This is a genomic window from Gallaecimonas mangrovi (assembly GCF_003367375.1).
Lineage (GTDB): Bacteria > Pseudomonadota > Gammaproteobacteria > Enterobacterales > Gallaecimonadaceae > Gallaecimonas > Gallaecimonas mangrovi.
Window position 1 is genome coordinate 3,369,275 of record NZ_CP031416.1, and the last position, 18,095, is coordinate 3,387,369.

The window sequence follows — 18,095 nt, forward strand, 5'->3', positions numbered from 1 at the left end:
CAAGGTCTGTTGCGGCGCAGAGTGTTATCCTATCACCCTCTAGCAAGTAGTACGCAGAAGTCTGGCGATGGTCCCTACCCTTTGGAACGATAATAACCAATACCGCCGTACGGTATTAAAAACCATGCAATGGCTAACAATGCTGGCAGGCATTTGTTTTATTTGCATCAATATCGTTAAGAATCAGTGGCCATTAGCCATTATTGAAATGGTTGCCGTGGCTTTTACCCTGGCCTTTGCCAGGGCAAGAGACCGCACCCGCCACCTTGCCCGCTGGACGCTGGTTTACCTGTGCTTGGTTTTTTTGTGCATCTTGCTGGGTATTTGGCAAACCCGCTTTGCAACCGGGCAGTTTATCTGGATGCCACTTATCCCCATGCTCGCCTATCTGTTGATGGGTAAACGCACTGGTACCCTGCTGACTGCCGCCTTTGTATTACCAGGCTTGGCGCTTTTTTTAGCGCTGGAATGGCAAAGCAATAACACCCTTGCCCACGGCACAGCCATTAGCAATATTGCGCTGTCGGTACTGCTGGCGTGGATGCTGAGCTACGTTTACGAGTCTAATCGTGAGGCGGTGGTGAGCGAACTGCAACGTACCGCTGAGCGCGACCCCTTAACCGGGCTTCATAACCGTTTGCATTTAGAATCGGTATTTCAGCAACTTAAGGTCAATGAAAAAGTGCCTTACATCGCCATGCTGTTGGTCGACATCGATCTTTTCAAACACATTAACGACCAGTTTGGCCACACCGCCGGTGACGAGGTTTTACGCGCCACCGCTAAACAGCTTCGCGCTTGCACCCGCCGTAATGACTGGCTGTTTCGGGTAGGGGGTGAAGAATTTTGTGTGTTATTGCCAGCCATGGCGAGCGGCCAGGCCGCTGAACTTGCCGAACAGCTCAGGCTGCGCCTAAGCGCGAGCCCGGTGGCAATAAAAGGCCGCGACATCGATGCCACCATTAGCGTTGGCTTGTCTAACTGGCCGCTGGACGGTGAGCAGTTTCACGACATCTACCAGGTCGCCGATACCCGCTTGTATCGCGCTAAAAAACAGGGAAGAAACCAAGTGGTTGCGCTATGACTCCCAAGACACCACTACCTTATTTGCAAGGCTACCCCGAGTCTATTCAGGCCCAAGCCCAGCAACTTTTGGATACCGGCAAGCTAGGCCTGTACCTTGAGCGCAAATACCCAGAGCAACACCCTATTCAAAATGACAAGGCACTGTATTTGGAGGCAAAGCAGCTAAAAGAGCGCTTTATGCGTAACGCGCCGCCACTGGCTTCGGCCCGCTTTGATGCCAAACTCAGTCCGGTTAAACACACCTTGGGCCTGCACACTTATCAGCCCCAGCGCCAAGGCAGCAAACTAAAAACCCGCAACAGCCTAACCATTGCCTCGCTCTTTAAAGAGGCGCCACCACAGTTTTTAAGCATGATTTTGGCCCACGAATTGGCGCACTTTCAGGAGAAAGACCACAACAAACGCTTCTATCAGCTGTGTTGCCATATCGAGCCGGACTATCACCAACTTGAACTCGATACCCGGCTGTGGTTGTTGTGGCGCGAACAGGCAGAAAAAAGCCCCGACTAACGGGGCTTTTTTTAAACCGGCTGCTTGAGCAAGTAATCAATCAGCGCGAAATAGCGGGACAAAATATCAGGGCCACCTTCGGTAGGAGCCTGAAGTTCATACTTGCCGTTTACCACTACCGTTGGCACGGCAGTCAGGCCAATGGTGCGCTCTTCACTCAGGGCCGTGTTTAAATCCGCCATGGTGTCGGGGTTATTCATCGCCTTCATAAAGGCACTTTCTTCGATATGGTGCGCATTAAGAAAATGGTCGATTTCATCTTGCCCAGGCAGCTGATGTTTTTGCTCGCGAAGCTGGGTGTAGAAGGTCATTAAGTCGTTAAACAGATCGCCATGGCCGGTGTTCACCAGCGCATAAAAGACGTGGGCATCCAGTACCCAGCGTTTGGGGCCAATAGCGGGACGGCGCACAATCTGCACCCCCGGATGCGTCTTTTCATACTGCATCATGTGCGGGTTTAATGCCTGGCAATGGGGGCAGCCCAGCCACAGATATTCAATCACGTAAGGCTTAACGCTTTTCACCTTAATCGGGGAGGCAATAACCTTGTAGTCGGTGCCCTCTTTAAACTGATAATCGGCCGCCTGCACCTGGCCGATAAAAGCGCAAGCCAAAACCAAGGCGCCTGCGAGGATCTGCTGAAATTTCATTGAATAGGTCCTAGAACTAAAAATCTTTGCTGGCCAATAGTGCCGCACTCCGGCTCTAAAGGCACCTGTTAAAAGGAAACAGTGTTAACAACAGCAAAGGAACCTTGGCTGTACCCAGCAAAAAAAACCGCCCTTGGGCGGTTATTGCAGTTGGCGTACCTGGCTTGCCAGCAACTCTACGGCGGCAACGGCCCGCTGCGCGCCGCTACGAATATTGATTATCATGCCGTCGGCTTCCTGGGCCAGCGTTGCCCCTTGGTTAGCATTGGAAAGGCAACCTTCCATATCCAAAATGGCCGCTTCGGTGCCCTGCTGGATTTGGCGGATCATCTTGGCAATTTCCGAGGTGGAATCGGAAGTACGCTTGGCCAGATTTCGCACTTCGTCTGCTACCACCGCAAAACCGCGGCCCTGGTCACCCGCCCGCGCCGCCTCGATGGCGGCATTGAGTGCCAAAAGATTGGTTTGCGCCGCTATCTCGCCAATGGTCTCGATAATAGAAGTGATCTGTTTGGAATGCTGGCCCAAGGTGCCCAACGCCAATGCCGAGTCGCCCAAACGGCGGGCAATGCCCTGCATTTGGGTAGCAGCACCCTGGATAACTTCTGCGCCTTTAACCGCCAGGTGCTCAGTTTCGGCCGAAATATCATAAGCTTCTGACGCTCGCTGCGCGTCGTCCTGATACTTGCGTACCTGGGCGGTAACATCAGACGCGAACTTCACCACCCGGCTAACTCGGCCATTGTTATCAAAAATGGGGTTGTAGGACGCTTCCAGCCACACCTTTTCACCATGGGAATTGATGCGCTGAAACTGGCCAGAGGCATATTCGCCGCGATTGAGCTTTTCCCAAAACAGTTTGTATTCAGCACTTTGGGTATAGGCGGGGTCGCAAAGCATGCTGTGTTTTTTACCAACCAGCTCTTCCTTGCGATAACCCATCACCTTTAAGAAATTGGCGTTGGCATCCAGCACGGTGCCAGAGGGGTCAAAGGCGATCACTGCCATGGCTTTATCCAGTGCATCCAGTTGGCTTTGTGCCACCCGGTCTCGTTGCACTTTTTCGGTCACATCCATTGCCAATTTCACGATGCGTACCACCCGGCCATGCTCATCAAGCTGTGGGTTATAGGACGCTTCTAACCAGACCGCACTGCCTGAGGCGGTGCGGCGCTCAAAGCGGCCAGACACAAATTCACCCCGGGCCAGTTTTTCCCAAAAACGGCGATAGGTAGGAGAGTTGGCAAAGCCATCAAAGCAAAACATACGGTGATGCTTGCCCACGATCTGCTCTTGGCTATAGCCCATGACTTGAAAAAAGTTGTCGTTGGCCTGAAGCACTTCACCAGACGGGGTGAAGCTAATCACCGCTTGCGAGCGGCCAATGGCATCAAATACCGCCTCTTTTTCCAATAAAGCCTTTTCCATGGCTTCTAACTTTTGAGCAAGTAAACGTGATTTACGGAACAGCATGGACAGGCTTCCTCTCCGAAACGGTCGCAAATTGTACAGCACCACATACCCAAAGGGGTATAAAGATACAGATGAAAAAAACAGATAGTGAAAGTATTTTTTTCAATATGCCTAGCGCACAATTTATCTTTTGTACGAAGAAAAACATCTTCGAGATCATTTACTTGTGAATACTTTTTAAACAGCGGCCTCGCACCACCAGAAAAGCAGACTGGAAAGGTTTTATTACACAGCCATCAGCCTGTGCGAGCGGGCGCATAAATACAGACTGTTGACGTTGAAAAGTGAGACAGGAAAAGGGAAAAAAGACAGCCAAATATTTTACCGAACAAATGTTGAAGGTAGTTTCTGGCGACAACAGCATGAAACATGGCCATTTTCGGTATTTTTACTGTATTGATTTCAATACAAACCGAGCAAAAAACCACCGCCATTTGCCAACATTATCTGGCCAGAATCACGGCTCAATGGTTAATTTGATTCATTATCTCGTTGATTGCCAGACACAATTGTAAAGATATACAAAGGTTTTGACCTTTTATTAAAAGCACTTTAGCTTCAATTTATACCCTGCTTTACAAGGAACAGTAAGGATGTGGCGTTTACTGCTTTTAGCAACCCTTTCAATCAGTGGCTGTAGTGCAGACTCTGTTACCGGCAGTACCGCCTCCACCAAGGCCAACTCCGGTTTGGCGCATTGGCCAGAATGCCAGGGACAAGTCGATACCACGCCCCCCATCGACAAAAACACGCCCGTATTGCCCGACCCTGGCGCATCGGTTTGCGACGAAGACACCAGCCACAGCATCAGCCAACAAGTTTACTCCAGCACAGGCCCTTCCCCCATTCCCAGCAATGTACCCACTAAGGATGGCAAGCAATGAAAGGTAAATTATTGCTTCTGGCAACACTGCTCGTGCCGTTAGCCGGTTGCGTTGATGCCAGCAGAACCAAGGCATACAGCAGCGCGGTCAGGCTGCCGGGCGATAACATTAATTGTTTACCAGTCGGCACTCACCCACCCGAAGCCATTGGTTATAAACCGGGCCAAGCACGGTGTACATTCACCGGATACAGCAATGTTCGCCACCAAAAATTTCACCTGACACTGGCAAAAAATACCGGGCAAGACAGCAATAGCCAATAACAGGAGAGCACGGATGAAAACCTACACCATTGCTCTGGCCGCAGCCTTGTTAGCAGGCTGCGCCGATGAGCCGCAAGGGATCACTACCAGTGGCATTATGCTGCCCGGTGATGACATCAACTGCCAACGCGACGACAGCCATAAACCCACCCTTCGCGGCGACGACCCGGCCAAAGCCAAATGCCCGAAAACCTCCTTGGTCATCTACGACAACAGCAAAGATCCCGACGCCATTTTGCCGCCCAAACTGCCAAAGGCCAGTGACAAGAACAGCAGTAGCCAGCAATAACGGCGAAAGACGTTTTTGATATCAAGCGCAGGCTCTATACTATGGCCGCAACTTGCCTGCCACTTCGCCACCCGGGATTTACCTTGAAGCACCTTGATTTTTCTACCCTTGCCTTAAAGCCGGCCCTGCTCGAAAACCTGGCCAGCCTGGGCTACCAGTCAATGACACCTATCCAGGCGCAAAGTCTGCCGCCCATTCTTGCCGGCAAGGATGTGATTGCCCAAGGTAAAACCGGTTCCGGCAAAACCGCCGCTTTTGGCTTGGGGCTGCTGGAGCGGTTGGAAGTGAAGAAGTTTCGCATTCAAACCCTGGTGCTTTGCCCAACCAGGGAACTGGCTGACCAAGTGGCCACCGAGATCCGTAAACTGGCGCGCGCCATTCATAACATCAAGGTACTAACGCTGTGTGGTGGCATGCCATTTGGCCCGCAGGTAGGGTCTTTAGAGCACGGCGCCCACATTATTGTCGGCACCCCGGGCCGGGTAGATGATCACTTGCAACGGGGCACCCTCAGCCTTGAGCACCTCAATACCCTGGTGCTGGACGAAGCTGACCGCATGCTCGACATGGGCTTTAGCGAGGTGATTGACGGCATCATCAGCCAGACCCCGGCAACGCGGCAAACCCTGATGTTCAGCGCCACGTTCCCGGCAGAAATTGAAGCCATTGCCCGGCGGGTAATGCATAGCCCCGAGCGCATTCAGGTGGCTAGCAGCCACAGCGGTCAAAGCATCAACCAGCATTTTTATCCGGTAGCCGACGACAAAGAGCGCCGCCAGGCGGTAGAGCTATTACTGCAACAGTTTCGCCCGGCCTCGGCGGTGGTATTTTGCAATACCAAGCGCGAAACCCAGCAGCTAGCCGAAACCTTAACGGCCAAAGGCTTTAGCGCCCTGGCGCTACATGGCGACTTAGAGCAAAAAGAGCGAGACCAGGCCATGGTGCGCTTTGCCAACAAAAGCGCCACCGTGTTGGTTGCCACCGACGTGGCGGCGCGGGGTCTGGATGTTGAAGCGCTGGATCTGGTGATTAACTTTCACCTGGCCTTTGAACCCGAAGTGCATGTGCACCGCATTGGCCGCACCGGCCGCGCCGGCAACCAAGGTGTTGCCTGCACCCTCTTTAGCCCCAAGGAAGGCCACCGACTAATGGCACTGGAAGACACCTTGGATATCAGCGTTGAAGAAACACCGCTGCCGGATGCCGCATTGCTTAAAGATGCGCCCTATGAAGCGGCCATGGTAACGGTGCAGATTGATGGCGGTAAGCGCCAAAAGCTGCGCGCCGGCGATATTGTTGGCGCCCTGACCCGCGACCAGGCCTTAGCGGGCAACGACATCGGTAAAATTCAGATTTTTGACGACTGGGCCTTTGTGGCCGTGCAAAAGGCCGATGCCAAAAAAGCCCTCAAGCAGTTGGCTAAAAGCATTAAAGGCAAAAGCTTTAGAGCACGCCTTTTAAACTAAAACCATTAAAAAAAGCGCCGCAAGGGCGCTTTTTTTAGGCTTGGCTTTTCGGCCCTTGCGGCCGGCGGCGCCGACGCGGTTTGCCGTTTTGCCCCTCACCGCCGCTGCGGTTTTGGCCGCTGTTGCGGCCCTGGCTTTCTTTGCCAGCATTGTTGGCACTGCGCTGGCCATCACCATGCGCCTTGGGCTTTTTCGGTTTCTTCGGCTTTTGCGGCCGGCTATCCAAGGTGGTTTCTGCCAACTTATTAACAGGTTCAAAGCCTGGCAATTCTTCGCGGGTGAGCACCTGGCCAATCAAACGCTCAATGGCTTTGAGTTCTTTAAGCTCATCACTGCACACCAGTGATACCGCTTTACCGCTGGCACCGGCCCGGCCGGTGCGGCCAATACGGTGCACATAATCTTCTGCGACATTGGGTAAATCAAAATTCACCACTTGCGGCAGTTGGTCAATGTCGAGGCCCCGGGCGGCAATGTCGGTGGCAACCAGCGCGCGTACCCGGCCCGCTTTAAAGTCGGCCAAGGCCTTGGTGCGGGCACTTTGGCTTTTATTGCCGTGAATGGGCGCGGCGGTAATTTGGTTTTCTTCCAGCTGCTTGGCCAGGCGGTTAGCGCCATGCTTGGTGCGGGTGAACACCAGCACTTGCTGCCATTTGCCGTCATTAATCAACTTGCACAGCAGCTTGGCTTTACGGTTTTTATCAACCGGGTAAATCGCCTGCTCTACCCGCTCGGCGGTGCTGTTAGGCGGGGTTACCGAGATCTCAACCGGGTTATTAACCAAGCCTTTAGCCAGCGCCCGAATATCGTCGGAGAAGGTGGCCGAGAACAGCAGGTTTTGCCGCTTGGCAGGCAACAGCGCCAGGATTTTCTTGATGTCGTGAATAAAGCCCATATCCAGCATGCGGTCGGCTTCATCCAGCACCAGCACTTCGAGCTGCTTAAAACGCAGCGCATTTTGCTGATACAAATCCAGCAGCCGCCCAGGGGTTGCCACCAGCACATCGGCGCCGCGGCGCAGATTCATCATTTGCGGGTTAATTTTCACGCCGCCAAATACCACCTGGCTACGCAGCGGTAAGTGCTTGCCATAAGTGGCTACGCTGTCGGCGACTTGCGCGGCCAGTTCACGGGTGGGCGTTAGTACCAAGGCCCTAACCTGATTGCCTTGCACCTTGGGGCCATCAGCCAACAGGTGCAGCAATGGCAACGTAAAACCAGCGGTTTTACCGGTGCCTGTTTGGGCAGCCGCCATCACATCCTTGCCAGCGAGTACAGCGGGAATAGCTTGTGCCTGAATTGGAGAAGGGGTTTGGTATCCCTGCTCAGCCACGGCGTCCAGCAGTGGTTTTTTCAGGCCTAGGTCGGCAAAAGAGAGGCTTTGGGTCATCAAGCAGCCTTGGTAGTCAAAAAGTGGGCGGATAGTAACACCAACCGCAGGGGGAACCTAAGAGTCCATAAAAAAAGGCAGCGCTAGGCTGCCTTTTTTAACGCCCTGTTTACAGGGCCGCCAATGCTGCCTGGTAGTCAGGCTCGTCAGCAATCTCGCTAACCAGTTGGCTGTGCAGCACTTTGTTGTTTTCGTCCAGAACCACCACGGCACGTGCCGCTAAACCCGCCATCGGGCCACCGGCAATGGCAACGCCATAGTCTTTAAGGAACTCAACGCCGCGCAGAGTCGAAAGGGTAACCACGTTTTCCAAACCTTCTGCGCCGCAGAAACGGCCCTGAGCAAACGGCAAGTCGGCACTGATACACAGCACAACGGTGTTTTCCAGGCTAGCGGCCTGCTCGTTGAACTTGCGCACTGAAGTGGCGCAGGTAGGGGTATCAACGCTTGGGAAGATGTTGAGGATTTTGCGCTTACCAGCAAAATCGGCCAGGCCTTTATCAGACAAGTCCCCTGCCACCAGTTTAAATGCGGGGGCGCTGCCACCTTTAACCGGCAGTTCGCCATCAACAGGAACGGGGTTACCTTTTAAGGTTACGGTTGCCATAAATACTCCTTTGTATGTCTGAATTCGTGGCAGTCGGAAAATGCCTCTGCCCATGACAGACTTCACAGTCTGTGACAGCTTGTCGCCGCACACAAGCCCGCCGTTCATTAAGCCAGCAGCCGCGGTTTTTTCCGGGCGGCTAAATCCTTAGCTATGGCATTGAAAATGCGCGACTTCACTGGCGTTTTTGTGCAAATGAAAGTGGCTGTTTTGCCCCATAATGTCGACACCCAATCAGCTGCCGAGCAGCACCGATTAAAAGATGGGCCAGCGTGTCAAGACACCGCAAAACGGCTATCAAGCTTGGAGTAGCCCATGCCGGCGCCTTTGTGCACTTTCAGCTGCACCGGTATCCGTTCTTTAAGGGCCTCAACATGGCTAATAACGCCAATCATCTTGCCGTCGGCATTGAGGTTATCCAGGGCGTCGAGGGCGACTTCCAGGGTGTCGGCGTCCAAGGTGCCAAAGCCTTCGTCCAAGAACAAAGAGTCGATAGCGGTTTTCTGGCTCACCAAATCAGAGAGCGCCAAAGCCAGGGCCAAACTCACCAAAAAGCTCTCGCCACCGGATAAGGTGCGGGTGTCACGGGCCACATCGGCCTGCCAGCTGTCGAGCACTTCCAGCTCTAACTCGGCGCCGCGTTTTCGCCGCAGCAGGTAACGGCCATGCAGCCGCTCTAGCCGCTGGTTGGCAAGATGCACGAGATGATCGAGCGTCAGCCCCTGGGCAAAACGGCGAAACTTGGCGCCGTCTGCCGAGCCAATGAGGCCATTAAGGTGCTGCTGCAAGTCAAGTGCCTGGCGTTTGGCCTCCAGCTCTTGGGCTAATTCGCCCTGGGCTTGGCGGGCCTTTTCATCGGCTTTGAGGCGGGTATCAAGGGCTCCATCTTGACTGGCCAGCGCCCGCAGCTGCTCGCGAAGGCTTTGCTCTTGGGCTTTTAAATCCTCAAGGCTTTGCTCGCTTTGTTTGTCTTTACCCAGCACCTGCAGCCGCGCTTTGAGATCTTGGCTGCGGGTTTGCGCCGCCAACAAGGCGTCGTGCAGTCGCTGCTGCTGCTCGCTAAGGCGCTGTTGTTCTTCTTGTGGCAACAGCGCCTCATGAAAGGCCGCTTGGTCTTTAAAGGGGCTGTCTTTTAACGCCTGCTGCCATTCGCCAAGGGCCAGCTGTTGCTGCTCACCTAGCTCTTGGCTGCGAAGCGCCAGGGCCTTTTTCTCACCGGACAAACTGTTGTGGTTATCCAGCGCCTGGTGATAACTAAGCTCAAGCTCGTTAAGGCTGCTGCCGGTAACCGGCTTCGTTGCCGGTTCTCTGTCGCCCAGACGCTTTTGCCAAACTGTGAGAGCCTCTGCAAGGCGCTCTTGTTGATGCAGCGCCTGTTCTTTTGCTTTCTCAAGGGCTTGCAAACGTGTTTGCTGGTGATTAAAAGCGTCGATGCGCGCCTGGCACTGCGCTTGCCAATTGTCACTGGCCGTTAAGGCAAAGGTTGCAAGGTCGTCAGCAAACTGCTGCTGGCTGTCCGCAACACTTTCGCTGGCGCTGCCAAGCTCTGCCGCCAGCTCGTCGATTAGCTGCTGCTGCTGGGCCAATTGCTGCTGGGCAAAGCGCTGCTGATCTGCACTTTTTTCAGCATGAAACTGCGCCTGCACTAACGCTTGTTGCTGCTCATCACAGCGTTTTGCGTCTGCCTCAATGGCGGCCATGGTCTGTTCAAGGTCTGCCAGTTCGGCCAGTAACTGCCCGTGATTTAAGCCACCTAACTGCTGCTGGTGCGCGGCCATCGCCGTTTGCAGTTCGGTTAACTGCTGCTGATGCTGCAACAGGGCTTTTTGGTATTCCTCAATACGCACCCCAAGGCTGGTGCCTTCGGCTTGTACCGCTTCCAATTCTTCGGTCTTTTGCCGCAGCGCCTTTTCGGCATCACTGATATCCAGCGCCTGATGGTCACTAATACCCGGGTGATGATGGCTGCCACACAGCGGGCAGGCTTTGCCTTCTTTTAATAAATGCCGGTAATGGGCCAACTCATTAAGAGCCTTTTCCTGGGCCAGCAGGGTTTCTTTGTCTTTAACCTGTTCGCGCAAGGTTTTAAAACGCCCCCGCAATTGCAGGCGCTGCTGCTCTAGGTTTTCAATATTGCTGGCGGTGCTGGCAATGCGCTTTTCCAGCTCGCCGTGCTGGCGCTGGTCGCGCTCCAGTGCCTCGGCCACCGGCAGCCGTTTTTGCTGCTGCTGCCAATGCTGGCGCCACTGCTCTAGGCTGTTGCCATTAAGGCGCTGGCGCAGTTGCTGCTCGGCTTGCTGAGCCTCGGCCGCCATTTGGCTAACCGCCGCGGCCGCTTTAGCGTGTTGGTCGGTGAGCTGGGCAAGGTTTTTTTGCACTTCGCCAAGCTTGCTATTCAGTGGCTCCTGGCGGGCCCGCAGTTGTTGGTAACGGCGTTGCTCGTCTGCCACTTGCTGATGCCACTGTTGCCAACGGCCAAGTTGGCCCGCAAGTTCACTGTCTTTAGCATTGGCTTCAAGCCACTGGCCTAACTGCTGGCGTTCACTTTCAAGGGCCGCTAGCTGGCCGCTAACCTCGGCCAGTTGCTGGCTGACTAACAGTAAACCTTGCTGAGCAGAAGCCAGCTCTTTTGCCAACAAGCCGGTTAACTGCTTATCAATGGCGGCTTCGCGCTCGCGGTTGCTTGCCAGTTCTTGGCCGCGCTGCTGCCAGGCTTGATAAAGCGGCCGTAAGTTTTGGGCCGGTTTAGCAGCGTCGAGCTTGTTACGGGCCGGCTCGGCCTGTTGCCAGTCGGCTTCTACCTGCGCCAGCTGCGCTGTGGCCTGCAGCAATTGGTTGTTGGTGCTATCGAGCTGGCGACGCCAGTCAAGCAAGGTGCCCACCTTGACCAGCTGCGCGTTGAGCTGGCTTTCTTGCTGGCGAAGGTCGGTAAGTTGCTGGCTAAGGGCCTCTCGCTCTTCGTCGCCCAGCACCATTATTTGCCCGGCTTGGGCTTCTAACACCTTTACGCTTTGCTCCAGCGCCCTGGCGTCTTCAAACACCTTTTGGGAAATATGGCCATAAATATCGGTACCGGTAAGCTCTTCCAATAGCTCGGCCCGTTTATTGGCATCGGCATTTAAAAAGGCCGCAAAACCGCCCTGCGCCAATAACATCGACATGGTGAAGCGGCCAAAATCAAGGCCGGTGAGCTGTTCGGTTAGCTTGAGCTTGTCGTTGATTTTGTCGGTAAGAATGTCGCCATCCAGCCTTGCCAGTTCGACCTTGGGCGGCTGCAACTTGCCGTCGGGGTTGTCCCTGGCCCGGCGCTGCTGCCAAAAGGCGCGGTAGCCTTGGCCTTTCACTTCAAATTCCACCTCAGCCAGGGCATCACTGGTGTGGCGGGTCATCAATTCGTTCGACGATTGCGACACCGTCTTCATCCGCGGCGTTTCGTGGTAAAGCGCCAGGCATATGGCGTCCAGCAAGGTAGTTTTACCGGCACCGGTGGGGCCGGTAATGGCAAAGAGGCCACTACTGACAAACGGCTCGGCGGTGAAGTCGATTTTCCACTCGCCTTTTAAGGAGTTGAGGTTTTTAAAGCGCAGGCTCAGGATCTTCACTTGGCCTCCTTGAGCTCGGCAAGGGTTGCCTGGTAACGCTCAACAAGGGCGAAGTTCAGCTCGTCGTCCAAATCTTCACTGGCCAGGCGGCGGGCAAAGACTTCCTCGGGATTGAGCTCGTCCAAGGTTTCTTGCTGTTGCCTGGCAATGCCCGGGCTTTGCTGGCGATCGCGACGAAGGCGCAATAAATCAACCGCCAGCCCATCAAGCTGCTCAGCCACCCGTGTTTGCAAGTCGCTCAGGTAATGCTGGCTTTTTAGTACCAGCTCTAGCCATAGCCGCTGCCCAGGCTCAAGGCTTACAACCAGGTCACTCACTTGGCTTCGAATATCACTTACATCGCAACCAATACTGGCCAGCGGCTGAAAAAGCGGAATGTCTATCGCTGTAACGCCGCTTAAACCTTGGCTATTAAGCTCAACCAGCAGCATTTGTTTTTGCTGGCGCGCTTCGTCAAAGCTCAAAGGAATGGGCGAGCCGCTGTAACGAATGTGCTCAAGGCCACCCACTTTTTGCGGCCGGTGAATATGGCCAAGGGCAATGTAGTCAGCCGCCGGGAAAGCGCTGGTAGGAAAGGCCTCCAGGCTGCCAACATAAATTTCTCTGACCGATTCTGAAGCGCTGGCACCGACGGTAGTCAGGTGGCCTGTCATCACTACCGGCAGGCCGCGGGCCTTGGCCGCATCATAAAGCTGCTGGTAGTGCTCGCTGATGGCAGCCTGCATCGACAGCTGCTTTTGCTGGCCGTCTTGCCCGGCTTCACTTTGCAGCAAGTCTCTTGGCCGTAAAAACGGAATGGCGCACAGGGTAGCCTCGGCTTTGTGGTCACGGTTAAAAAGGCTAAACAATTGCTGCTCGTTATTGTCAGCGACCGTTGCCACCACTTGGGTGCCCAAGGCGCCCAGCAGGGCTTGTGATTCTTCCAAAACCGCCACCGAGTCGTGATTGCCCGCCAGCACCATCAACTGGCATTGCCGTGCCTTCATACCCAGCACCAGCTGGTTGTAGAGCTCTCTGGCATAACTGGGCGGCGTGCCGGTATCGAAAATATCACCGGCGATCAGCACGGCATCCACCTCAAGCTCGGTCACCTGGTTTAATAACCAATTGATGAGCGCTTGGTGTTCCATCTGCCGGGTTTTACCCATAAAGTGCTGGCCAAGATGCCAATCCGAGGTATGAAGGATGCGCATAGATTCAAGAATGCCAATGATTTAGTCGCTACTTTACTTGGGTTTTTCCGCTGATGCAGCCGTCAGTACTTTCCCTAGTGAAGACCCGATAATGGAAAATTCTTCCGGATAAGGACCAAACCCGGCCCCTCCTGCAGAAACTCAGTGAGATGAGAGGATGCTCAACCGATTGCTGTTTTTAAACGATGAGTTGCAAACACCTGCCACGCCGTTGTGGCAAATGAGTGTGCTGCGGATCATTACCTTATCTGGCCTGCTGTTGGTATTGGGCGTCGCGGCCCATTCCAGCGTGACCGCTTGGCGACTGGGTCAGTACTACGTTTTTTATATTGTCATCGTGTTTTATGCGGTGTTGCTACTGGCCACTTTTCTTGCCAGCCGCCGCTACCAGGTTGGCCGGATATTACTTACCGGCAGCGTGGTAGCGGCGGGCCTGGTGATGCAGCTTTTTATCAGTAATTTTGCCTTGGCCAAGCTTGGGGCCATTTTCCTGTATTCACTGCCCATTTTGGTTTTGCTGCTGTGGGGGCCTAAAGCCACCTTTGTTGCTATGGCGCTAAACCTGCTGCCCTTTGGCTACCTGTTGTACGACAAACCGTTGCCCAACTGGTTTGGCATTAATCTGACACTGCCTGACACGCCCATCTACTTACAGAGCCTGCTGTTTATCTTTTTTAACCTTTGCCTCCCCTTAGGTTTGATGCGAATGCTAAAAGCCTTGAAATGGCACAACAGCCAGCAAAAACACCTTAACAAGCAGCTTAACTTTTCGATGTTGCTGTATCGGGATCTGTTTGATAACGACGCCCACCCGGCCCTTATTATTACTAGTAAAAACAAAGTGATGCGCCAAAACAAGGCGCTAAGGCATTGGCTAAAAGACCACAAAATGTCGGCCCAGGCCCTCGCCGCGGCCCTGGATATTCCAGTTGAGGACTGTACCAATGCCCCCCGCATGGTGACCCCAAAAAGCGGCAAATCTCGCATGTTGCAGCTCACCAAAACCCAAATGGCTCATAACCACTATCAGTTGCTGCTGATTGATGACATCACCGAAGCGTCGCAGCTGAAATTACAACTTGCCGACGAGCGCATTATTAACCGCCGCCTGCGCTGGCACGACTTGGCCACCGGCATGCTCAACGACAGTGGTGTCGAACACTGGCTAAGCCGAAAAAGCACTGCGGGTGTGGCGCTGATGCAGTTTTGTAACGGCCCCGGCATTCGCCTTCGTTATGGCAAAGACGTCAAAGACTTGCTGCTGGCCAAAATCGCCAGCCGGGTTAAGGCCCTGCTACCACGTGGCTCTATTGCTGGCCGCATTGGTCGCAATACCCTGATTTTTTGCCACCCAGCGCTGGATGCCCAGGCCATGTACGGCTTTATGCAAGCCATAGAGGTACAACTTGGGCCACAACTGGCCTTAGATGATGGCCGCAGTTTCGGCATGGAAAGACATTGGCAAATTGGCAGCCACCCGGGCTTGCTGCCCCTTGGCCACCATTTAAGTACCTTGGCCGCCCACCTTAGCACCCAGCGCTTGGTGCCTGAACAGGTGACCATGCTTGATGCTTCAGCATTAAAGCGCTTTGATTCTCATCACCAACTGATTGAAGATCTGCGCCAGGCCCTAACATCCGAAGGCCAGCTCTACCTAGACTACCAACCGCAGTGTGACACCCAAGGCAACATCGTTGCTGCCGAAGCACTACTGCGCTGGAACCACCCGGCCCAAGGCAACATCAGCCCGGCGGTTTTCATCCCGGTGGCCGAGCAAAGTGGCAACATTAACCGCTTAACCCGCTGGGTGGTTGGCCAAGCCTGTAGCCAATTAAAAGCCTGGGCCGAGCAAGGCATTAAACTGCGCATTAGCGTTAACCTGTCGGTGCTGGATTTAACCGATGAGGGCTTTAGTCATTGGCTGATCAGTTATTGCCAACAGCAACAAATTACCCCTGGCTCCTTAGAGCTGGAAATCACCGAAACCGCCCTTGCCGACCCGCAGCAAACCAGCCAGTCCCTAAAAACCCTGGCTGATGCCGGCTTCCCGTTGGCCATCGATGACTTTGGTACTGGCCATTCGTCGCTAACACGGCTAACCAGCCTGGATGCTGACATCATCAAAATCGACAGGGACTTTTTAAAAACGGTGCCCGGCCAGCCCCGCAGTGAACGCATGCTCAAAGCCATTATTGATTTATGCCGCGCCACCGGCGCCGAACCCCTGGTGGAAGGGGTGGAAACCCAGCAGCAGTTGGACTGGTTACTCGAACAAGGCTGCCGTTTCTTTCAAGGCTTTTACCTTTATAAACCGATGCCGCCGTTAACGTTGGCGCAGATCTTAAAGGCGCCCAGCCCAGCTTGACCGCCAAAATTCATTAGTACCAAAATAAATAAAAGCCGCCTCAGCTTGAAATTTGCGCAAAAATACGCTCAAATAGATAGGGCACTAATAATATTAGGAGCCTTACTTTGTATACTTTTAAAGTCAGCAACATCCTCGGCGACCATTGTGTATCCCGTATTCAGCAAGCCATTATGGTAGGTGATGCTGAAGCTCAGGTACGCATTGACCGTGATGAAAACCAAATCACCATCGTTAGCAGCCAAAGCCGTAAAGCACTGTCGGAAGCCTTAAGTGACACCGGCTTTCCCGCCCTAGCCTAAGGTGAGAGCTATGGTTAGCCTTCTAATCAAGCAAAATCATTAGAAGCCTGATAATAGCTATTACCAAACCGCCCTTTATGGGCGGTTTTTCGTTTCTATGGCGCTTTTCTCCCCCGCAGCAAAGCCCCTGCCAACTGAGGCAATATGGCTGCATTCAAGTTATCTAACGCCAGTGCCGCTGCTATGCTGCTACATGGCAAATAAACTTAAACAAGTGAAGAGCTTGCCTTGTTGAAGAAAGTGACGACAATACGTTAGTGGTTTGTAAATTAAGGTGAAGCAACGATGTACTCGCTGGAACCAAGTGACCTGTCATTACTCCTGGTAGAACCTTCCGACACCCAGCGGCGCGTGATCCTCCGCCACCTGGCCGATGAAGGCATTACTAACATTGATGCGGCTAGCGATGTTGCGCAGGCATTGGAGCTGATACGTACCAACAAACCAGACATGGTACTCAGTACCCTGCACTTTAGTGACGGCACAGCCCTCGACTTATTGCGCACGCTGCGCAGCGAAGAGGCCATCAAAGACACGCCCTTTGTACTGGTTTCCAGTGAGCGCCGCCCAGACGAGTTGGACGCCTTTAAGCAATCTGGCATCGCCGCGATTTTGCCCAAACCCTTCAGTCATGAGCAGCTGGGGCTGGCCATTAACGCCACCTTGGATTTACTCACACCGCAAGAGCTGGAACTCACGCACTTTGACACCCATTCACTGCGGGTATTGGTGGTGGACGACAGTCGTATGGCCCGCCGCCATATCATGCGGGTATTGGATAACCTCGGCATTAGCCAAGTCACCGAGGCCGTAGACGGCGAAGACGCCATTAACCAGCTGCAAAACCAGATGTTTGATTTAGTGGTTACCGACTACAACATGCCCAACATCAACGGCCGCGAACTGACCGAGCACATTCGCCAGCACTCTGGGCAATCGCACCTGCCGGTGTTGATGGTAACCAGTGAAGCCAGCGGCGCTCACCTGGCCAATATCGCGCAATCCGGGGTTGACGCTATCTGTGACAAACCCTTTGAACCGGCGGAAGTAAGAGCCATGCTCTACCGGTTACTCGAACAGTAACCCACGAAAAAGGCCTGCAATAGCAGGCCTTTTTTATGTGCTGCGGCTAACAATCAGCATGGCACCTAACACCGTTACCAAAGCCCCCAGCCAGGCCCCCTTGGCCGGGGGCTTTTTCTGCACTAACCACAACAGCGGTAAAATCAGTACCGGGCTGACCGAACTTAGCATGGCAACCAACCCCACTTCACCGTAGCGAAGGGCGTATAAAATCAAGGTCATGCCAACACCCATCGATAAAAAGGCATTGGCGGCCACCTGCGCCAACACCGGCCAGCTTATTGGCTTAACGGCTTTGGCTAGCCGAGCGCCGCTGAACAGGAACAAAAGATGTAGCGTTAGCGCCGTTGTCATCCGCACCGCCGAGGCCGACACGGCGTCAATGTCGCCCTGCATAACCGGCTTTACCATCAAGGTGGCACTGGCCTGACACAGTGCGGACATTAACCCCAGGCCAATGCCTACCGCCAGCTTGCCGTTATCGGCCTCCCAGTGGTGAGTTTCCCCCTCGCGGCGCCCGAAGAACACCGCCCCCATCACCCCGCTGGCCACCAAGGCGCAGCCCACCAGCGTTAAGCCTTGCAAGGTTTCGCCAAGAATGAGGTACCCCAGCACCACCGAAAACACCGAATGGCTGGCAAAAAGCACTACCGCCCGGCGCGGGCCAAGGGTATTCATGGCAGCAAAAAGTGCGGTGTCACCGATAAAGATGCCAATCACCCCAGAGAGCGCCATCACCGAAGCACCGTCCATATTCAGGCTATGCCAGCCACCACTGATAAGTGACACCGACCACAGCATTACGCTGACACAAGCCATCCGCCAGCGCGAAAAAGCAAAGGCGCCAAGGTGGCGGGCAGCGGTGGCCGAAAACAAACTGGCAATGGCCCAGCAGCAGGCGGCAGCTAGGGCCAGAAATTCAAACAACAAGC

Annotated in this window: 16 protein-coding genes; 9 read left to right on the plus strand and 7 right to left on the minus strand. The window is 54.1% G+C overall.

What is annotated here, in order from left to right; genetic code table 11:
• Positions 1–67 precede the first annotated feature (67 nt).
• Positions 68–1,084, plus strand: a complete 1,017-nt coding sequence (locus DW350_RS15950; protein WP_115719889.1) for a GGDEF domain-containing protein — start codon at positions 68–70, stop codon at positions 1,082–1,084.
• Positions 1,081–1,596, plus strand: a complete 516-nt coding sequence (locus DW350_RS15955; RefSeq protein WP_115719890.1) for a M48 family metallopeptidase — start codon at positions 1,081–1,083, stop codon at positions 1,594–1,596. Before DW350_RS15950 ends, DW350_RS15955 begins: the two co-directional genes overlap by 4 nt.
• A gap of 11 nt (positions 1,597–1,607) precedes the next feature.
• Here DW350_RS15955 and DW350_RS15960 read toward each other — a convergent pair whose 3' ends face one another.
• Positions 1,608–2,246 (minus strand): thioredoxin domain-containing protein, encoded by a 639-nt coding sequence (locus tag DW350_RS15960; protein ID WP_115719891.1) that lies wholly within the window; start codon positions 2,244–2,246, stop codon positions 1,608–1,610.
• Between the two features lie 141 nt (positions 2,247–2,387).
• Entirely contained in the window at positions 2,388–3,719 is a 1,332-nt protein-coding gene (locus tag DW350_RS15965; RefSeq protein WP_115719892.1) for a methyl-accepting chemotaxis protein, read from the minus strand.
• Between the two features lie 593 nt (positions 3,720–4,312).
• Here DW350_RS15965 and DW350_RS15975 point away from each other — a divergent pair.
• From DW350_RS15975 to dbpA, 4 genes are read left to right on the plus strand one after another with little or no spacing between them, the layout of a single operon-like run.
• Positions 4,313–4,603 (plus strand): hypothetical protein, encoded by a 291-nt coding sequence (locus tag DW350_RS15975; protein ID WP_115719894.1) that lies wholly within the window; start codon positions 4,313–4,315, stop codon positions 4,601–4,603.
• Positions 4,600–4,866 carry a hypothetical protein gene (locus tag DW350_RS15980; protein WP_115719895.1) on the plus strand — a complete coding sequence of 89 codons (267 nt, stop codon included), beginning with the start codon at positions 4,600–4,602 and terminating at the stop codon, positions 4,864–4,866. The genes DW350_RS15975 and DW350_RS15980 overlap by 4 nt, the downstream gene beginning before the upstream one ends.
• 13 nt (positions 4,867–4,879) lie before the next feature.
• On the plus strand, positions 4,880–5,155 hold the full coding sequence (locus DW350_RS15985; RefSeq protein WP_115719896.1) for a hypothetical protein: 276 nt from the start codon (positions 4,880–4,882) through the stop codon (positions 5,153–5,155).
• Positions 5,156–5,196: 41 nt separating this feature from the next.
• Entirely contained in the window at positions 5,197–6,621 is a 1,425-nt protein-coding gene (dbpA, locus tag DW350_RS15990) for an ATP-dependent RNA helicase DbpA (protein ID WP_115719897.1), read from the plus strand.
• A 34-nt stretch (positions 6,622–6,655) separates the two neighbouring features.
• Here dbpA and DW350_RS15995 read toward each other — a convergent pair whose 3' ends face one another.
• The 4 genes from DW350_RS15995 to sbcD form a co-directional block, all read right to left on the minus strand.
• A complete protein-coding gene (locus tag DW350_RS15995; protein WP_115719898.1) occupies positions 6,656–8,011 on the minus strand; it encodes a DEAD/DEAH box helicase in 1,356 nt (451 codons plus the stop codon).
• A gap of 109 nt (positions 8,012–8,120) precedes the next feature.
• Complete coding sequence (gene tpx, locus DW350_RS16000) at positions 8,121–8,618, minus strand: thiol peroxidase (protein WP_115719899.1); 498 nt, start codon at positions 8,616–8,618, stop codon at positions 8,121–8,123.
• Positions 8,619–8,893: 275 nt separating this feature from the next.
• Positions 8,894–12,220, minus strand: a complete 3,327-nt coding sequence (sbcC, locus tag DW350_RS16005) for an exonuclease subunit SbcC (protein WP_115719900.1) — start codon at positions 12,218–12,220, stop codon at positions 8,894–8,896.
• The gene (sbcD, locus tag DW350_RS16010; RefSeq protein WP_115719901.1) at positions 12,217–13,413 is read right to left on the minus strand and encodes an exonuclease subunit SbcD; all 1,197 of its coding nucleotides are present in this window, start codon (positions 13,411–13,413) and stop codon (positions 12,217–12,219) included. Before sbcD ends, sbcC begins: the two co-directional genes overlap by 4 nt.
• 157 nt (positions 13,414–13,570) lie before the next feature.
• On the opposite strand from sbcD, the gene DW350_RS16015 reads away from it, so the two are divergent.
• The 3 genes from DW350_RS16015 (at position 13,571) to DW350_RS16025 (ending at position 17,163) form a co-directional block, all read left to right on the plus strand.
• Positions 13,571–15,778: an EAL domain-containing protein gene (locus tag DW350_RS16015; protein WP_115719902.1), complete on the plus strand. Its 2,208-nt coding sequence runs from the start codon at positions 13,571–13,573 to the stop codon at positions 15,776–15,778.
• Between the two features lie 107 nt (positions 15,779–15,885).
• Positions 15,886–16,080: a heavy-metal-associated domain-containing protein gene (locus DW350_RS16020; protein WP_115719903.1), complete on the plus strand. Its 195-nt coding sequence runs from the start codon at positions 15,886–15,888 to the stop codon at positions 16,078–16,080.
• 285 nt (positions 16,081–16,365) lie between these two features.
• On the plus strand, positions 16,366–17,163 hold the full coding sequence (locus DW350_RS16025) for a response regulator (RefSeq protein WP_115719904.1): 798 nt from the start codon (positions 16,366–16,368) through the stop codon (positions 17,161–17,163).
• Between the two features lie 33 nt (positions 17,164–17,196).
• On the opposite strand, the gene DW350_RS16030 is transcribed toward DW350_RS16025, so the two are convergent.
• A complete protein-coding gene (locus DW350_RS16030) occupies positions 17,197–18,093 on the minus strand; it encodes a DMT family transporter (RefSeq protein ID WP_115719905.1) in 897 nt (298 codons plus the stop codon).
• Positions 18,094–18,095: the final 2 nt, after the last annotated feature.

Coding starts and splice junctions, on each gene's coding strand:
- DW350_RS15950 (WP_115719889.1), top strand. CDS start 68: ATGGTCCCTACCCTTTGGAACGATAATAACCAATACCGCCGTACGGTA.
- DW350_RS15955 (WP_115719890.1), top strand. CDS start 1,081: ATGACTCCCAAGACACCACTACCTTATTTGCAAGGCTACCCCGAGTCT.
- DW350_RS15960 (WP_115719891.1), bottom strand. CDS start 2,246: ATGAAATTTCAGCAGATCCTCGCAGGCGCCTTGGTTTTGGCTTGCGCT.
- DW350_RS15965 (WP_115719892.1), bottom strand. CDS start 3,719: ATGCTGTTCCGTAAATCACGTTTACTTGCTCAAAAGTTAGAAGCCATG.
- DW350_RS15975 (WP_115719894.1), top strand. CDS start 4,313: ATGTGGCGTTTACTGCTTTTAGCAACCCTTTCAATCAGTGGCTGTAGT.
- DW350_RS15980 (WP_115719895.1), top strand. CDS start 4,600: ATGAAAGGTAAATTATTGCTTCTGGCAACACTGCTCGTGCCGTTAGCC.
- DW350_RS15985 (WP_115719896.1), top strand. CDS start 4,880: ATGAAAACCTACACCATTGCTCTGGCCGCAGCCTTGTTAGCAGGCTGC.
- dbpA (WP_115719897.1), top strand. CDS start 5,197: ATGGCCGCAACTTGCCTGCCACTTCGCCACCCGGGATTTACCTTGAAG.
- DW350_RS15995 (WP_115719898.1), bottom strand. CDS start 8,011: ATGACCCAAAGCCTCTCTTTTGCCGACCTAGGCCTGAAAAAACCACTG.
- tpx (WP_115719899.1), bottom strand. CDS start 8,618: ATGGCAACCGTAACCTTAAAAGGTAACCCCGTTCCTGTTGATGGCGAA.
- sbcD (WP_115719901.1), bottom strand. CDS start 13,413: ATGCGCATCCTTCATACCTCGGATTGGCATCTTGGCCAGCACTTTATG.
- DW350_RS16015 (WP_115719902.1), top strand. CDS start 13,571: ATGCTCAACCGATTGCTGTTTTTAAACGATGAGTTGCAAACACCTGCC.
- DW350_RS16025 (WP_115719904.1), top strand. CDS start 16,366: ATGTACTCGCTGGAACCAAGTGACCTGTCATTACTCCTGGTAGAACCT.